This is a genomic window from Mesorhizobium sp. M0276, from assembly GCF_040321755.1.
Taxonomy (GTDB): domain Bacteria; phylum Pseudomonadota; class Alphaproteobacteria; order Rhizobiales; family Rhizobiaceae; genus Mesorhizobium.
In genome coordinates, this window is record NZ_JAMYSC010000058.1 from 12,947 (window position 1) to 29,208 (window position 16,262).

The window sequence follows — 16,262 nt, forward strand, 5'->3', positions numbered from 1 at the left end:
ACCGCGTGCCAAAATTCACATGACCTCTCAACATAATTAACAATCTTTTAACAGTTGGAGGAATAGCTAGCTTAGTGCCGCAATCTGAGCTTGCGGACTGATAGAGTATTGTCGGAGGCAGCCATGCAATCATCCCTGCCCATGGTTCCTCAGCAAAGCTCTCCGGATGCGGGACGGTCCGCGGGATCTTATGCGGCTTCGACTGTCGAACTCGGCGATCTGAAGCGCATCCTGGTGCGCCGCCGGTTCTGGATTTTCGGCACCGTCGCGCTGCTGACGCTGATAGCTCTGCTCTACGGCCTTCTCACGCCAGCGCTTTATAGTTCGGCGGCAGAAATCCTCATCGATCCGCAGGACCTGCAGGTCGTCACCAACGACGTCAATCCGAGCCGCATCTCACCCGACGGAGGCATCACGCAGGTCGAGAGCCAGGTCAGCGTGGTCCAGTCGACAGGCGTGCTGATGCGGGCGATCGCGGCGACAAACCTGACGCAGGATCCCGAATTCAACGGGCAGGGCTTGCTGTCGGGCCTGCTCGGTTCGGGATCGGCCGAAGGCGACAGGTCGGCGCAGACGCTCGACGCGCTACGCCGACGCCTGGCGGTGAAGCGGGCCGACAAGGTGCTGGTCCTCGACGTCATCGTCACCGCCAAGAGCGCCGACAAGGCCGCCCTTCTGGCCAATGCCATCGCCCAGGCCTATCTGGTCGACAAGGCCAGCGCGCGAGCGCAAATGGCCAAGGACGCTTCCGTGTCCATCACCGCGCGGCTGGACGAGCAGCGCAAACGCGTCCAGCAAGCCGAAAACGCCGTCGAGGCCTACAAGTCGGCCAACAATATGGTGATGGCGGCAGGCAATCTGGTCAGCGACCAGGAGCTCACCGAGATCAACACACAGCTTTCGGCGGCGCAGAGCCGCACGGCGGCGCTGAAGGCGCAGGTCGACCAGATGCGCCGCAAGAGCGGTACGGCGGACGCAACCTCGGAAGCGATGCGCTCGGCGGTGATCTCGAGCCTGCGAGCGCAAGAGGCGACGCTGGTCGATCAGGTCTCGCAGCTCGGCACCGAACTGGGGCCGCGTCATCCCTCGCTGATCGCAGCCCAGCAGCAGCTGCGCGACACGCGCCAGCTCATTGCGCGCGAACTCGGCCGCATCGCCACCGCCACAGAGACCGACTACGAACGGGCGCTGGCCAACCAGCAGGCGCTGGAAGCCAAGGTCGCCGGTATGAAGAGCAAGTCGCTCGACACCGATCAGGCCTCCGTGCGGCTGCGCGAGCTGCAGCGCGATCTCGAGGCGGTGCGGTCCGTCTATGCGAACTATCTCCAGCGCGCGCAGGAGACACGCGAGCAGATCAATGTCGACAGCACAAATGCGCGTATCATCTCCAACGCCATCCCGGCCCTGAAGAAGAGCTGGCCGCCTTTCTCGCTGCTGTTGTTCGGCGCGATCTTCGGCGGCCTGGGGCTCGGCACCGGTCTGGCGCTGATCGCCGAATATGCCTCTCCGACGGTGCTTTCCAGCGCCCAGATGCAGTCGGCCATCGAGGCGCCGGTGCTGGGCGTGGTGCCGGCAAAGTCAGGCCGTCGCAGGTGGCCGTTCGGCGGGAGTGCGGCCGTCTCCAGCCAGAAGACCGATGCCGTCGTCGGCCTCGCGCTGAGACGCATGTTCAGTTCGGGCCAGCGGCCGCCGGACTGGCCGCTGGTACCATCCATCCTGGTGACATCGTCGCCGGGCGAAGGCGCCCAGCGCAGCCGGGTGGCGCGATTGCTGGCCAATGTCGCGGCATCCAGGGGCAGCCGCGTGCTGTTCATCGATGCCAATGGCAGCGGCGGCCAGAAGGATCCGCAGCCGGGAGTCCTCGACGTTCTGCGCGGCGAGTATGCGTTCGAGGCCGTCAGTCACTACGCGGCCGGCAGCAACGTTGCGGTGCTCGGCAGGGGCCGTTCAAAGGCGGCCTTCCAGGAAGCGCATGGCATCTACTACGCGCAGCAAATGCTGGCCCACGCCAGCCGCAGCTTTGAGCTCGTCGTCATCGACGGCGGCGCGCTGGCCGACAATCTCAATGCCTCGCCGCTGGTTGCCATGGTCGACGAGATCGTGCTCGTCGCCACTCTGAACGCCACGCCGATGCGCGACGTTACCGCGACGTCGCAGGCCGTTTCCGTCATGGGCCGGTTGCCAACGGCCGCCTTGCTGGTCGACGAGGCGGCCTGACATGGCCATCCCTTGGACCACCCCTTGGGCCACCAGTTGGAGCGGAAGCGCTTCGAACCATGGTGCCGCCGCGCGACGCGCCGGCACATCGGTCGATGCGCTGACGCGCTTCGGGCTGATCGCAGCGGTGGCGATTCTGTTCGGCGTCTCGGGCGGCATGCTGTGGCTGGTGGGCTACAATTACGACGGCTTGTTCGGCAACCCGGCGACCAAGATCCACCCGTCCACCTATCTCATCGTGCTCTTGCTTGCCTGGCGCTCCTGCGCATCAGGCAATCCGGTCGGCTATGTGGTCCATGTCGCCGACAGGCGGCCGGCCAGCGCGCTGATGGCCGCCATCTCGATCGTGCTGCTGTTCGTCGTCATCGCCAGGCAGCGTCCCGGCATGGCCGGCATGATCGATACGTTCGTGGCCGCGGCACTTGTGGTGCTGATGCTCAGCGAGGACGACGAACGAACATTCGCCGGGCTGCAGACCGTCATTCACGTGGTCATGACGGCGAATGCGTTGCTTGCCCTTTTCGAGTTCGCGACCAAGACGCTGCTTTTCCCCTATCGCCTCGACGGCGTGGCGTTTACCACCGATCTGCGCTCGAGCGCGCTGCAGGGTCATCCGCTTGCCAATGCCATGGTGACAGCGATCTACGTGCTTGCGCTGCTCTCCGGTGCCAGGTCCCTGTCTATGCCTGTGCGGATAGGGTTGATCGGCCTGCAATGCGCGGCACTCGTCGCCTTCGGCGGCCGCACGGCTATGGTGACGACGATCGTGCTCGGCGGCTTCTATCTGCTTTTTCAAGGCATCACCAAATTGCGCCGGGGCCGTGTCAACCTGCTGGGTGCAGCACTGGGCTTCATGCTTGCCGCGCTGTTGCCGGTCGTCATCGTCGTGGCGGCATATTATGGCTTTTTCGACGCGCTGCTGGAGCGCTTCGTGTCGGACAGCGGCAGCGCCAATGCCCGCGTCGAGATGTTCGAGCTCTTCAAGTATCTGGAATGGCGCGATCTGATCGTTGGGCCGGATGTCGACCTGGTCGACAGCCTGCGCCGCATCAACGGTCTCGAACAGGGCATCGAGAACCCGATCATCCGCACGATCGTCTACCATGGCGCCTTCTTCACCCTTTTGCTGACGTTTGGCTTCGTGCTGTTCTTGTTCGAGGTGGCGCGGCGCTGCCATCCCGGCATCTGGCTGCCGATGCTGGGCTGGATCATCCTGATCAACACCTCGGAAAGCGTCGCCTCGAAGACGACGCTGCTGACCAAGTTCGTGGTGCTGGCTCTGGTGCTCTACCGGCCGGCGCGGGCGGTGTCGAGACCGGTCAGTCCGCCGGCATGGCCAGGCCAAGTGCCGCGATGATATCAGGGTCCAACGCCCGCGTGGTGTCGTCCATCATCCCCATGCCGTCGAAGAGATCCCAGAACGCCCAGCCAAAACCGAACGCCTCGGCGCTCTGCCTGACGTCGGCGATGTAGCGTGCCCGGTCCGGATTGGGTGCGGCGACATAGCGGGCGTCGGTGCGCAGCGCGCCGAACTCGCCCATGACGATGCGTTCCGGCGCTAGACCGTGGCCGTCGGCCCAGGCGCGAATCTCGCCAAGATATTTGTCGACGAACCAGCGGTCGGGACGTGCGGCGAAATAGACTTTCAGTACGCGCTCGGTTTCGGCATAAGCAGCCTGCTTGGCGTCTTCAGGGGTTTCGGTGTCCTGCGCCATGCGCGCCCTGACCGACGCCAGCGTCTGTTCCAACGAGCCGGCGGATGCCGGCCATGGCACATTGTTGAGCGACCGGTAGACGGGCTCGCGCATCCACGGCGCGCCTTGATGGCTGAACAGATAGGGCTCGTAGAAGTGGAAGGTGAACAGGATCGGCTCGAACCGTGACAGCGGCGCCGGATCGAGAGCGGTCAGTCCGCTCACCATCGAGCCGCAACCGCCGGTGACGACCAGCGGCAGGGTCGCTGCCGAAGACCTTGCCGCGGTCAGAAGAGCGAGTTGGATCTGCGACCAGACGTTCGACGCGCAGGCCTGCGTCGGCTCGTTGACCGGCTCGAGCGCTATCCTGCCGGGTTGGAGCCGCTCGAGCCTGCCAGCAAGCTCGCTCACCAGCCCGCGATAGAGATCGAAGGCGGGTGCCGCGGTGCTGGAGATCATGCGGTCGGGGTTCCAGTAATGGGTGGCGCCATTGGCCTGGACGTTGACGATGATGCCGAGATCGGCATCGAGCGTGGCGGTGACGGCCGCGTCGAGCATGTCCAGCAACTGACCGCGCGTGGCGGTGTCGGCGGCCAGGAAGGGACCGGGATCGACCGGCAAACGGATGAAATCGAGCCCGGTCCTGCGCAGCCGACCAAGGTCGTCTGGGGTCGGCACCGGCCGCTGCGACTGGAAGGGCGGCCAGTCATAGTCGGTCCGCGGTGCGGGAAATTCGCGCGTCAGGGAGAACCACGGCCAGGCGTTGACGCCGCGCCGGAACTGCGGCGCGTCGGCGGCGCGAGCGGTAGGTAGGATCGGGAGCGAGCCAAGGGCGGCCGCCGTGGACAGCGCCGTCCGCAGCACCCGCCGGCGCGACCAGCCTGTCATGCGGTGCCGGCTGATGCGCGATTGGTCGCGATGGCGTCTGGGGCCGTGACACCGAGAAGCCGATAGGCTTCATTTTCATAAGCAGTCAGGACATCGTCCCAGCGGAAGGCTTCGCGGGCGCGCGCCCTCGCTGCATTGCCGCAGTTGCGGACCAGATCGTCATCGTCCAGCGCCTGCTGCATCCGTTCGGCGCAACTGTCCTTGTCGGTGAAGTAGATTGCCGCGGCACCCGCGGTCCACCTGTTATACGGATTGTCGTGCGCGATCACCATGTTGCCTGCAGCCAGCGCCTCGACCAGCGACGGGTTGGTGCCGCCTACCGTGTGGCCGTGCAGATAGGCGCGTGCGTGGTACCTCAGCGCCTTGACGGTCGCTTGGTCGTAAATGGCGCCCGGCAGAACCACCGAGCCGTTCGCCGCCTTGCGGATGGCGACATGATAGGGGATGTCGTCGGACAGCGTTCCCAGCACTACCAGCTTCATGTCGCGCTTGGCGGAGCAAAAAGCTTCGACGATCGGCAGTATGTTGTTGTCTGGCTCGATGCGCGCGATCGAGACCAGATAGCGTCCGGGCTCCAGTCCGAGCGCCCGGACCGGCGCCTCCGGTGCCGATGTTACCGGATCGGCGCCATAGGCGATGGTGGCGATGGCACTGCGTGGCCGGCGCGTCGCCAAGTGATCGGCGATGGCGGGATGATCGGCCACCAGCCGATGCGAGGCCCAAGCGCCGATCCACTCGTTGAGCCAGAACCAGGCGCGTGCCGCCATGCCCCATTTGGGGCGCCGCCACTCGATGCCGTCCATATTGGTGAAGATCTTGCGCCGCTTCAGCCTGAGCCAGGTCAGGAACATTGCGCCATTGTAGCCGAGTACGAGGCAGACGCCCTGCCGCCCGGCGGCGTCGCGGACGCATTGCCAGTCGAATTCCAAGGTCGCACGCGGCCCTTTGGAGGCAACCTGGATGTGGATGAGTTCGATGCCGCGCCAGGTTTCGCTGCGCACCCGCTGGTCGATCCGCTCGACCTCGTCCTGGCAATAGACGGCGACCTTCCAGCCTCGCGCGACAAGAAACAGTGCCAGTCTTTCGGCAAAGGTTTCAAAGCCGCCATGGGCCGCGGGTATGCCGCGGGTCCCCAGGATCAGAATAGCAGGCGTCTCTGGTTTCATGGCCGGCGGCACTTTCAGGTCGTCTTCTATACACTGGTAATTGCTGAATTTTTAGGAAACAGACGGCAACTGTCCCTGTTTCAGCATTCTTGGGGAACGATCATCGCGCGGGGTTGTAAAAAAAACGTGTTGAACCCGGTGGTCGTTTCATTCTCGGTCAACCCTTCTGTGCGTAACTGTATCGAAACGAAGCAGTGCAAGGGTCGTGCAGCCGGTAGTCGGCCTACTCAGCCCGGCATGATTCTTGCGGCAATGCCTCTGCACATTATCGCCAGCGCGATGGTTGTAGCACCTGGCGGGAAACAAAGATGCGGATTGCCTGCGTTCATCAGGGCTATGAACTCTATGGTTCGGACCGTAGCTTCGCGGAGAGCGTTGCTGCGTTGCGCGCGGCGTTTCCGTCGGCCGACATCGAGGTGGTTCTGCCGCGCGGTGGACCGATCCTGCAGATTTTGGAAGCCCATGCCAGCCGGATCGTCTTCGAACCGCTCTGGGTGTTGAGGCGTCAGGCGATAGCGCGCCTTGCGACGGTAGAGATGGCGCGATTGCCGGTTGCCGTGTTCAGGGCGTGGCGGCGTCTCAGGGATTGCGACCTGGTTTACGTCAACACCTCGATCGTAGCCGACTATGCGTTGGCCGCGCGCCTTCTTCCCCGCAAGGCCGTCCTGCATATCCATGAAATCCCCGAAGGCGCAATGCGCAGGATACTCGTCGGCCTGATGCACTGGAGCCATGCGGATCTGATCTTCAATTCGCGCGCAACGCGCGCCGCGTTCGGCGAACCCAAGGCCGCGCGAACGCATGTCATCTACAACGGTGTTGCCGGGCCGGCGGCGGTCGAACCGACGACCTATGACGGCAAGCGCCCGTTGCGCGTGCTGCTGCTCGGCCGCATCAACAGGATCAAGGGGCAGGAGGTGCTGCTGGAGGCGATTGCCTCGATGCCGCCGGCGCTGCAGGCGAGGATCGAAGTGCGGCTGGTCGGCGGAGCCTTCGAAAGTACCAAGCGCGAGCGCGCGTTGGCCGAACTGGTCGAGACCATGGGTCTCACCGGGCGCGTCGGCGTCTTGCCTTTCGTGCCTGACCCTTCGGAGCACTACCGCTGGGCCGATATCGTCACCGTGCCGTCGCGGCGTCCGGAATCGCTGGGGCGCGTCGCCATCGAGGCGATGGCCTATGGCCGCCCGCCACTGGTATCGGCGATCGGCGGGCTGGTGGAAGTGGTCAGCGACGGCGAGACCGGCTGGCATGTTCCGCCCGGCGATGCAGGAGCTCTTGCCGTGAAATTGCAGGAGATCATCCTGCGGCCGCAGGCCTGGCGTAGGTTTGTCGCCGCCGGCCGCAAGCGCTACGAGACGATCTTCAGTGAGCCGGTCGCCGCGGCCGCGATCGCCGCGATCGCCGCCGACAAGCTGAGAACGACCATGGCGAGGCCGGACCGGGCGCGGGCAGTCCGCGAAGCGGAGACAAGGCCGTGACGGTTGCGTTCCCGAGCCATCTGGTTCGACGGCTCGTGCTGATGATCGGCGGCGAGGCGATGCAGAGCGGCTTTCATTTTGCCCTCAACATCGCGCTCTTGCACTTGCTGTCGGCGCAGGGCTACGGCCTCTTCGCCATTGCCATGGTGATGGGCGGCGTCGGCTTGTCCTACATCAGGTCGCTCACCGCCGTTCCCGCCAGCATCTGGATGAGCAAAAGCACCAACAGCGCCGGCGTCGACGCCCATGACGTGGCCTTCGGAACGGCGGCGCTGATCGTGGCGTTGCTGATGGCCGTAGGCACGGCAATCTTGATGCATCTGCTTGGCGATCCAAGCGGAATTGCCGCAGGCTGCTTCGTCGGCGCGTGGTCGCTGCGCAGCCATATGCGCACGGCATTCTTCGCGCGTCGCCAGCAGGTGGTCGTTTCCATCAGCGATGCGGCTTTTACTATGGTCGGCACCTTCCTGACCGGGCTGACGACCTGGCTGGCTCAAGAGCCGCTGCAGATGGTGTTCTATGCACTTGCCGTGGCAAATGTGTTCGGCATTTTCGTCCTGGTTCGGCTGGCTCGGCGCACACTTCGCGTCAGCTTCCGTATGCCGACGCGACGACGTTATATCAGGCTCTGGCACCAGCTGCGCTGGTCGGCATTCAGCGCGACCACAACCAACATCCAGGGTCAATGTCTGGCGCTGCTGTTCGCGGGCATTGCCGGGCCTGCCGCCTATGCACCGCTGGCGGCGGTCCTGGTGCTGTTTGCGCCGCTGCGCATCATCAGTCTTGCTTTCGTAAACATGACGCAGCCAGAACTGGCGAGGCTGATGCGGAACCACGAAACAGGCCGTGTTTGGGCGCAGGCAAAGATGTGGGCGATCGTCATGGGGCTCGGCGGCCTGGTTTATGGGTGCGCGATCATGTTCGTCCTGCCGACAATAAAATCCCAGGCCCTCCAGGATGCCTCGGTCGGCTTCATCGGGTTTTTCGTGATCGCGAATTTTGTCCCGATCATGCTCTACATCATGCCCCGCATCGTGCTTGAAATACTCGGCGATTTCCGGATCGTTGCGTTCACCACGATGGGCGGTGCGGTCGTCGGGCTAGTACTGATCGCGATCCTGCTGGCGATTGCGTCTCCGCCATGGGCGTTGGTGGGTTCAGCCGTCTCCGAGACCTTCGTGCTCGCGGCATCATGGTATTTTGCGCATCACCGCATATGGAATCTCGAGCATCCAGATGAGGCGCGTTACAGCCGATTGGGTTCGTGGCGGCGGGCAGTCCCGTTCGCAACGGCAAAGCGATAGGAGAAGATATGGCAGGCCAGGCAGCGCAAAGTGCTGCGGCGACCGGCTTGTCCGAAGGGCAGGCTTCCAGTCCCGTAGCCGTCGCCAACGATGCCTTCACGGCGCGATTGCACACCAGCCTGGAAGCGGTCAGGCCGCTCTGGCTGCGCTACCAGGCAGATGGTGTTTGCACCGCCCATCAGCATTACGCGTGGGTCGAGGAGGTCGCCAAGCGGCTGATGCCCGCAGGCGCCGAACTGCTGGTCGTCGAGGTGGCTGACGCCGGAACCGGCGACCTTAAAATGCTCATGCCGCTGATGCGGAGTTCGAGGTTCGGACATCGGGTGATAGAATGGCTGAGCTGTGATGTCTGCGATTATTCAGCGCCGCTTTTGGCGGACGCGAGCCCGTGGACCACCCGGGGTGCCGAGGCGGCATGGGCGGCGGTGCGGTCCGTCCTGCCGCCCGCGGATCGGATCCATATCAGGGGAATTCCGCGCCAGTTGTACGGCGTGGCCAATCCGTTGGCGATGCTGGCGGCCTCTCGCGATTCCAACCAGATCACATCCGGCCTCGTCCTGGACGGCGATCCGGAAACCCTGATCAAGCGCAATGGCAGGCCGTCCTTTGTCAAAACCTTCAACAAGGATTGGCGCCGGCTTGAGCGGCACGGCCAGACGGATCTGGTCGAGGCCGACACGCCGGCCCTGGTGTCGACTATCTTCGAGACGCTTGTCGAGATGCGGCTCAAGCGCTTTCGCCGATTGGGGCGTTTCGACCTGCTGGCCCAGCCGGCGGTTGTCGATTTCTATCGTGATGCCGCCCTTCAGGGCCTGTCAGACGGATCGGTGCGGGTCTTCGGATTGCGTACCGGTGAGGATTGGGTCGCCGCGCAGTACACGCTGGTCCGACAAGGCACCTTGCACACGCTCGTGATCGGGATAGACCAGGACCTGGTGGGCAACGTCTCGGCCGGCATTTTGATCATGGGTCGGTTGATGGTATGGGCGCGCCAGAAGGGCTTCGACTATTTCGACCTTTCGGTTGGTGGGCAGTCCTACAAGGATCAGTTCGGCGCCGAGGGTTCCGTTCTGGCCGAGATCGACGAAACGCCGACGCTGCTCGGCAAGAGCGTGGCGGCCGTCGCTTCGCTTCGCGGACGGGCCGAGCGCACGGTGCGATCCAATCCGCGGCTGTTCACGACCGTTCAAAGCCTGGTGCGCAGCCTGCGCCGATTGAAGTCCTGAGGGCGGCTGCCCTGCAACCTCTTTGTTTGACGCACTCCGGACCGACCGTCTTACACTTCACATCGCCTCTGAATCGAAAAGCAGCATCATCGCATCGTCGTCTTTAGGTGCGTATATGCGCCGGTCAACGGCGCAGGCCTTGCCGATCTCGCTGGCAAAGGCGATGCGAATGGCCTCCAGACTGTCGAAATAGAGGGTCGCCACGATGTAGGGCACCTCGCCCGGCGATAGGTTCACGATCGGCTGCTTGCTGACTTCGTAGCGCCGCAGGCCGGGAAGCTGCTTTGCGAGCGGCAGGTGGATATCGAAATAGTGACGGTCGAAGGCCGCCGGATAGGCGGGGGTTTTGTAGATGACAAGCATCTTGGCCATGCTGGGACTCCTTGTTATCTGGCGTGATCAACGCCGCGATGTCCGTCGGCGCCGCACCAATGTCGTTCACTGGGAGCGGATTTCGACAGCGGCGGAGTTTTTCGCAGGACCAATAGCTTTGCGACGGCGCCATGATCGTTCGCCATTTATGGCGGCCGGTGCAAGCATGGCTCCGGCATCGTCGCGCCGGGTGGGCAAGCGCCGCTTGCCAAGGGGAAAACCCATGGCCGCATTTCGCAGTTGATCCAGGTCAAAGCGGGTCGGGGTCGATGCGCTTATCTGATCTCCTGTCTTGGGAAGGACGCAAGGCGGGTGGGCGGTCCCTGTCGGCAGCTGAAGACAGCTCCAATAAGGGGCCGCCCATAACCCATGGCGAAAGTTTGCCGCATTGCCATTCGTACGCAGTGCAAACGCCCGAAATTGACAGGACTGCGCGTCTCCGTCATCCTTGAGGCCAGTCGCCAGGCTGCGGAAGCGGCCGCGTTAAGTGTCAGGGCGACCGAGGGCAGCGTCATGTTCAGTCCCGTCATCGGCCAGAACTCGAAGCGCGCAGCAGTTCGCAAGGCGCTCGATCGCCACAAGGTCTACATCACCGCGCAGAGCTTCTCCGCCGGCACCTACCAGGCCCGCGTTCTGGTCGACGGCGAGGCTTATTGGGTCGATGAATTCCGGTTGAGCCAGCTGCAGCAGGGGCTGTCACCGGCGGAACTGGAACTTGTACCGGCCACCGACGATTGAGAGCGTGACTTCCATCCGTTCGCACCGAGCCGGGAAATCCGAAATGCTGGTGGGACAGCACCCCCCTCTGTCCTGCCGGACATCTCCCCCGCAAGGGGGGAGATCGGCAGCTTTGCCGTCCCCCAAGCTCACAACCTACCGCGCCAAACGCGAATTCTCGAAGACGCCGGAACCGGCCGGTGGGCTCATTGCCAGCGAAGGCAACCGCTTCGTCGTCCACAAGCATCACGCCACCGCAGATCACTACGATCTGCGCCTGCAGGTCGGCGATGTGCTGAAGAGCTGGGCGGTGCCGCGCGGGCCTTCGCTCAATCCGGCCGACAAGCGCCTGGCGGTCGAGACCGAGGATCATCCGCTCGAATATATCGACTTCGAGGGTGTCATCCCCGAGGGTGAGTACGGCGGCGGGCCGATGATCGTCTGGGACACCGGCACCTGGGCGCCGATGGACGACGTCGAAAAGGGTTTCAAGACCGGTGCCTTCAAGTTCCGGCTGGCCGGCGAGAAGCTCAATGGCGGCTGGATGCTAACCAGGCTGAAGCCGAAACCCGGTGAGGACCCGAGCAAGAAAAACTGGCTGTTGTTCAAGGAGCGTGATCTCGCTTCCGACACCGCGCTCGACATTCTCACAGCGCGGCCCGAAAGCGTCAAATCCGGGAAACGCATCGAGGAGCTCGTGGCGCCAGCGAAACCGGCCGCCAAACCCGCACCCAAGCAGGGTTCGCTGAAGCCTGGCATGCTGCCGGGCGCGTTCAAGGCCCCGGCACTTAGCCGCATCGAACCGCAATTGGCGACGCAGGTGCCAAAACCACCGGATGGCGAGAGCACCAAAGAGGCCTGGCTGCATGAGATCAAATTCGACGGCTACCGCACCATGGCGCATGTCACTGAGGGTGCGGTCAGGCTGATCACCCGTGGCGGCATCGACTGGACGAAACGCTATGGCGACTTGGCCAGCGCCTTCGCCAGGCTGCCATGCCGCGACGCCATCATCGACGGCGAGATCGTCGTGCTCGACGCCAAGGGCATCAGCCGCTTCGCGCTGCTGCAGGACGCGCTGGCCGAGGGCGCCGGCAGCAAGCTGCACTTCTACGCCTTCGACCTTCTCCATCTCGACGGCTGGGACCTTACCAAGGCGCCACTGGTCCGGCGCAAAGCGCTGTTGGCGCAATTGCTGTCCGGCCTCGGCGCCAATTCCGCCATCCAGTTCTCCGACCACGTCGAGGGCTCCGGGCAGGGGCTCTACGACCAGGCGTCGGAACTCGGGCTGGAGGGCATCGTGTCCAAGCGTGCCACCGCAGCCTATCAGAGCGGCCGCACCAAGAGCTGGACCAAGACCAAGGCGCTGCAAAGCGATGACTTCGTCATTGCCGGCTACACCACATCGGATGCGGCCGAAGGTCTTGCAGCCCTCGGCCTGGCCGAGTTCGAGGACGGTGAATTGCACTATCGCGGCAAGGTCGGCACCGGCTTTGATGCCGGGACCGCGGCTGAACTGCTCGCCAGGCTGGAACCGCTCACGGCAGGAGCGACGGCGCCGGAGGGGGCGCCGCGCGAAATCATGCGCGAGATGAACTGGGTGAAGCCGCTGCTCTCGGCCCGCATCCACTACGCCAACCGCACATCGGACAATGCGTTGCGCCACGCGGTGTTTCGGGGATTGCGCGATGTCGGCCTGTCGACGCCGGTGTCGTCAACACGCAAGCGATTGATCTCGGAAGCTGATCTCGCCACCATCTGGGTGACCAACCCGACGCGGCGGCTGTTCGGCAAGACCGGCCCGACCAAGCTCGACATCGCCGTCTATTACGCGCTGGTCGGCGACTTCATGCTGCCCCACATTCTCGGCCGGCCGGTGTCGCTGGTGCGTTGCCCGACCGGCCTGCCGAAGGACTGTTTCTTCCAGCGTCATGCCTTTACCGGCATGCCGCCATCGGTGGTGACGTTCGAGGCGACCAACTCCGAGGGCGAGACCAAATCCTATCTCTCGGTCGAAGGCGCAAAAGGTTATCTGGCGCTGGCGCAGTTCGGCGTCGTCGAATTCCACACCTGGGGCACCCACCGCACCAGCCTCGACAGGCCCGACCAGATCGTTTTCGACCTCGATCCCGGCGAGGGGATTTCGTGGCGCGAGGTGATCGAGGCCGCCGTGCACATCAAAGGCGAGCTGGAGGGGCTGAGGCTGGTGCCCTTCGCCAAGACGTCCGGCGGCAGCGGCATCCACATCACCGTGCCGGTGACGGGCAAGCAGAACTGGAAGAAGCTGCACCAGGCGACCAGCGCCATCGCCACGCATCTGGCCGCCACAGCGCCCGACACCTTCACCACCACCATGGGCCAGGACAACCGCAAAAAGCGCATCTTCATCGACTATCACCGCAACGCGCGCGGCCACACCTCGGCGGCGCCCTATTCGCTACGCGCCCGCACCAATCTGCCGGCCTCGACACCGGTGAGCTGGAGCGACCTCGAATCCATCGATGCGCCGCAGGACCTGAATTATTCCTCGTTGCCGGGGCTGCTGGCGACGTCGGGGGATCCATGGGCGGAGATTGACGAGTTCGCGCGGGATTTGCCTACCTTGAAGAACTAAGTTCCTCGCCCCCATGAAATGGGGGAGAGGTGTCCGCGAAGCGGACGGAGAGGGGGCGGCGCCAGCGGTTGAAGATGGCTTCTCTGATCCAGCTTGGGATAGGGTTGCGCCATTCCCCCTCTCCGTCTCGGCTTCGCCGAGCCACCTCTCCCCCATTTCATGGGGGCGAGGAACCCAGGTCCGGCGAAGCCGAGCCCAGAGTCCATCGACGCTTTCGACAATTTGAATTATTCTTGCCCCACGACCACAAAGACGTACCGGAACATTTCGTCAGGAATTTCCCTGTATCGTGCGGGGTCGGTGTAGGATTTCCGCAGCCTCGTTCGTCCTTCGGACGAAAAGCGCTGCAAAGAGTATGATCCCGAAAAGTGGGAACCGGTTTTCGGATAAGATCATGCTCAAGCTAAAATGTCAGTGCATGACCGCGTAGGAGTGTTTCATGGCGCCCAGGGCAAGTTGGAAAGGTTACCTCAAACTCAGTCTGGTCAGCTGTCCGGTGCGGCTATACCCCGCCACCAGTGCCAGCGAACGCATCTCGTTCAACCAGTTGCACAAGACGACCCATAACCGCATCAATATGAAGCCGGTCGACCCGGAACTCGGGCTCGTCGAGCGTTCTGACCTGGTCAAGGGTTACGAATACGAGGACAAGCAGTACATCATCATCGATGATGCGGACCTCGACGCGGTGCGCATCGAATCCAACCACACGATGAACATCGAGGCTTTCGTCGACGAGGGTGACGTCGACGTCATCTATCAGGACGCGCCGTACTATCTGGCGCCCGATGGCGCGATGGCGGAAGAGACCTTCGCCGTGCTGCGCGAAGCCATGCGCAAATCCGGCAAGCTGGCGATCGCCCGCCTTGTGCTGTCCAGCAGGGAACGCGTGGTGACGATCGGCGCGCGCGAGAACGGCATGTTCGTGTGCACGTTGAGGAACCCGAACGAAGTGCGTGGCACGGCTGAATATTTTGGCAACATCCCGGCCGGCAAGCCCGATCCGGAAATGCTGCAGCTCGCCGAAGCCCTGATCAGGCAGAAGGAAACCACCTTCGATCCGAAGAACTACGAGGACCGCTATGAGATCGCGCTGATGGCGATGATCCGCGAGAAGCTGAAGGGCCACAAGCCGATCATCGCGGCGGCACCCGAGCGCGGCAATGTCATCAATCTGATGGATGCGCTGAAGGCGAGCCTGTCGCAATCGAAGCCGCCGGCCAAGTCGAAGAGCAAAGCCGACGAGGTTGCCAAGCCCGCCGCCAGGAAGGCGGCAGCGGGCGGCGCTGCTGAAAATCCGTTGAAGGCCAATCTGCTGAAGGCGGTCGGCAAGAGCAAGAAATGACGGCACCGGCCGTCCCGAGGGCCGTCTTCGGCACTGTCGGCGCGCTGGCGGCGTTTCCGCTCAGGCTGGCCGCGCGCGAAGTGGAACGCCAGCACGGCCAGTTGCGGCGTGGTATAACCCGGCGCACGACCCATGTCGTGTTCGGCCGCACGATGCTCCCCAAGGCTGGATTGACGAAGAACGGCGACTCCGAGATCGAGCGCCGCGTCGCCGCCGAGCGCACAGCCGGGCGCGTACTCCTCAGCGAGAACGGTTTCCTGCGGCTACTCGGGCTGATGAAGGCGCCGGAAGCATCTTCGCTGTCGCGGCAATCGCTGATCGAGCAAGCGCGGCTATCGGGCGCCGACCTCGACCTGCTCAGCCTGTTCGATGCGTTCGAGCATGACGCAGAACCGTACTCCTTCCGCGACCTGATCCTGGCGCGCAAATATGCCGGGCTCATCGCCGGCGGTGCGACATGGGGCGCGATCGCGCGCTCCGTCCATCGTTCCGGCCCGGTCGCTTCGCTCACCGCCAAGTCGCTCAATGTCGGCTCGCAGCACGGGCGCGCGGATGCGATCTACCTTGAGGACGGCCAGAGCGAACTCGACGGGCAGTTGCTGTTCGACCTCGGAACAGCCGGGGCAGAGCGCGACGACACGCTGGAAGAGCTGTTTGCCGAGGCCGAGGCTGCGGAGGAGGGCGGCGACCATGATGGCGCTGCCGCACTCTACAAGCGCTGCCTGGCGATAGACCCGGGCGATGCGATTGCCGCCTTCAACCGCGCCAACTGCCTGCGCGCCGGCGGCCACGCAGCGGAGGCCGCGCATGACTATGCCCGGGCGATAAAACTGGATCCGGCCTTCGTCGAGGCCTGGTTCAACCTTGCCGGGCTGATGAGCGAGCAAGGCCGCGAGGCTTCGGCCCGAAGGCATTTGCAGAAGGCGATCGCACTGGACAAGACCTATGCCGATCCGGTGTTCAACCTGGCGAGGCTGGAATTCGACGCCGGCAATTTGCTGGAGGCGCGTAGGCTGTGGGTGCGATATCTCGAACTCGATGCAGATTCGGAATGGGCTGGGGTGGCGGCCAAAGGCGTGCAGTTCGTGGATATGCAGCTGGCGCGGACGGCGGGGTGAGTGGAAGTTATGCTGGCGCTTGAGCACCCCCCTCTGGCGGGGGGGGGGCCGGGCCCGCCGGGGGGGGTGGGGGGGGGGGGGCGGGGGGGGGGGGGGGGCGGCGGCGGAGGCGGGGGCCGGGGC

The 16,262-nt window shown here is 64.0% G+C and carries 12 protein-coding genes; 9 read left to right on the plus strand and 3 right to left on the minus strand.

The window, feature by feature from the left end:
• Positions 1–123 precede the first annotated feature (123 nt).
• Complete coding sequence (locus NKJ01_RS30210) at positions 124–2,217, plus strand: GumC family protein (RefSeq protein WP_352733742.1); 2,094 nt, start codon at positions 124–126, stop codon at positions 2,215–2,217.
• 1 nt (position 2,218) lies between these two features.
• Positions 2,219–3,574, plus strand: coding sequence for a VpsF family polysaccharide biosynthesis protein (locus tag NKJ01_RS30215; RefSeq protein WP_352733744.1), 1,356 nt, complete (start codon positions 2,219–2,221; stop codon positions 3,572–3,574).
• Here the strand turns inward: NKJ01_RS30215 and NKJ01_RS30220 are convergent.
• The gene (locus NKJ01_RS30220) at positions 3,537–4,799 is read right to left on the minus strand and encodes a glycoside hydrolase family 5 protein (RefSeq protein WP_352733746.1); all 1,263 of its coding nucleotides are present in this window, start codon (positions 4,797–4,799) and stop codon (positions 3,537–3,539) included. The genes NKJ01_RS30215 and NKJ01_RS30220 overlap by 38 nt on opposite strands.
• Positions 4,796–5,965, minus strand: a complete 1,170-nt coding sequence (locus NKJ01_RS30225) for a DUF1972 domain-containing protein (protein WP_352733748.1) — start codon at positions 5,963–5,965, stop codon at positions 4,796–4,798. Before NKJ01_RS30225 ends, NKJ01_RS30220 begins: the two co-directional genes overlap by 4 nt.
• Before the next feature lie 308 nt (positions 5,966–6,273).
• Between NKJ01_RS30225 and NKJ01_RS30230 the strand changes: the two genes are divergently transcribed.
• From NKJ01_RS30230 to NKJ01_RS30240, 3 genes are read left to right on the plus strand one after another with little or no spacing between them, the layout of a single operon-like run.
• Positions 6,274–7,443: a glycosyltransferase gene (locus tag NKJ01_RS30230; protein WP_352733749.1), complete on the plus strand. Its 1,170-nt coding sequence runs from the start codon at positions 6,274–6,276 to the stop codon at positions 7,441–7,443.
• On the plus strand, positions 7,440–8,747 hold the full coding sequence (locus NKJ01_RS30235) for a lipopolysaccharide biosynthesis protein (RefSeq protein WP_352733751.1): 1,308 nt from the start codon (positions 7,440–7,442) through the stop codon (positions 8,745–8,747). Before NKJ01_RS30230 ends, NKJ01_RS30235 begins: the two co-directional genes overlap by 4 nt.
• 8 nt (positions 8,748–8,755) lie before the next feature.
• A complete protein-coding gene (locus NKJ01_RS30240; RefSeq protein ID WP_352733753.1) occupies positions 8,756–9,973 on the plus strand; it encodes a GNAT family N-acetyltransferase in 1,218 nt (405 codons plus the stop codon).
• A gap of 57 nt (positions 9,974–10,030) precedes the next feature.
• Here the strand turns inward: NKJ01_RS30240 and NKJ01_RS30245 are convergent, their stop codons facing one another.
• A complete protein-coding gene (locus NKJ01_RS30245) occupies positions 10,031–10,345 on the minus strand; it encodes an EthD family reductase (RefSeq protein ID WP_352733755.1) in 315 nt (104 codons plus the stop codon).
• Positions 10,346–10,765: 420 nt separating this feature from the next.
• On the opposite strand from NKJ01_RS30245, the gene NKJ01_RS30250 reads away from it, so the two are divergent.
• From NKJ01_RS30250 to NKJ01_RS30265, 4 genes are all read left to right on the plus strand, one after another.
• Complete coding sequence (locus NKJ01_RS30250; RefSeq protein WP_352733757.1) at positions 10,766–11,083, plus strand: hypothetical protein; 318 nt, start codon at positions 10,766–10,768, stop codon at positions 11,081–11,083.
• A 112-nt stretch (positions 11,084–11,195) separates the two neighbouring features.
• Complete coding sequence (gene ligD / locus NKJ01_RS30255; RefSeq protein ID WP_352733759.1) at positions 11,196–13,676, plus strand: DNA ligase D; 2,481 nt, start codon at positions 11,196–11,198, stop codon at positions 13,674–13,676.
• 439 nt (positions 13,677–14,115) lie between these two features.
• Positions 14,116–15,021 (plus strand): non-homologous end joining protein Ku, encoded by a 906-nt coding sequence (ku, locus tag NKJ01_RS30260; protein WP_352733761.1) that lies wholly within the window; start codon positions 14,116–14,118, stop codon positions 15,019–15,021.
• Positions 15,018–16,139 (plus strand): tetratricopeptide repeat protein, encoded by a 1,122-nt coding sequence (locus tag NKJ01_RS30265; protein ID WP_352733763.1) that lies wholly within the window; start codon positions 15,018–15,020, stop codon positions 16,137–16,139. Before ku ends, NKJ01_RS30265 begins: the two co-directional genes overlap by 4 nt.
• The last annotated feature ends 123 nt before the right edge of the window (positions 16,140–16,262 follow it).

Coding starts and splice junctions, on each gene's coding strand:
- NKJ01_RS30240 (WP_352733753.1), top strand. CDS start 8,756: ATGGCAGGCCAGGCAGCGCAAAGTGCTGCGGCGACCGGCTTGTCCGAA.
- NKJ01_RS30220 (WP_352733746.1), bottom strand. CDS start 4,799: ATGACAGGCTGGTCGCGCCGGCGGGTGCTGCGGACGGCGCTGTCCACG.
- NKJ01_RS30215 (WP_352733744.1), top strand. CDS start 2,219: ATGGCCATCCCTTGGACCACCCCTTGGGCCACCAGTTGGAGCGGAAGC.
- NKJ01_RS30210 (WP_352733742.1), top strand. CDS start 124: ATGCAATCATCCCTGCCCATGGTTCCTCAGCAAAGCTCTCCGGATGCG.
- NKJ01_RS30265 (WP_352733763.1), top strand. CDS start 15,018: ATGACGGCACCGGCCGTCCCGAGGGCCGTCTTCGGCACTGTCGGCGCG.
- NKJ01_RS30225 (WP_352733748.1), bottom strand. CDS start 5,965: ATGAAACCAGAGACGCCTGCTATTCTGATCCTGGGGACCCGCGGCATA.
- ku (WP_352733761.1), top strand. CDS start 14,116: ATGGCGCCCAGGGCAAGTTGGAAAGGTTACCTCAAACTCAGTCTGGTC.
- NKJ01_RS30230 (WP_352733749.1), top strand. CDS start 6,274: ATGCGGATTGCCTGCGTTCATCAGGGCTATGAACTCTATGGTTCGGAC.
- NKJ01_RS30245 (WP_352733755.1), bottom strand. CDS start 10,345: ATGGCCAAGATGCTTGTCATCTACAAAACCCCCGCCTATCCGGCGGCC.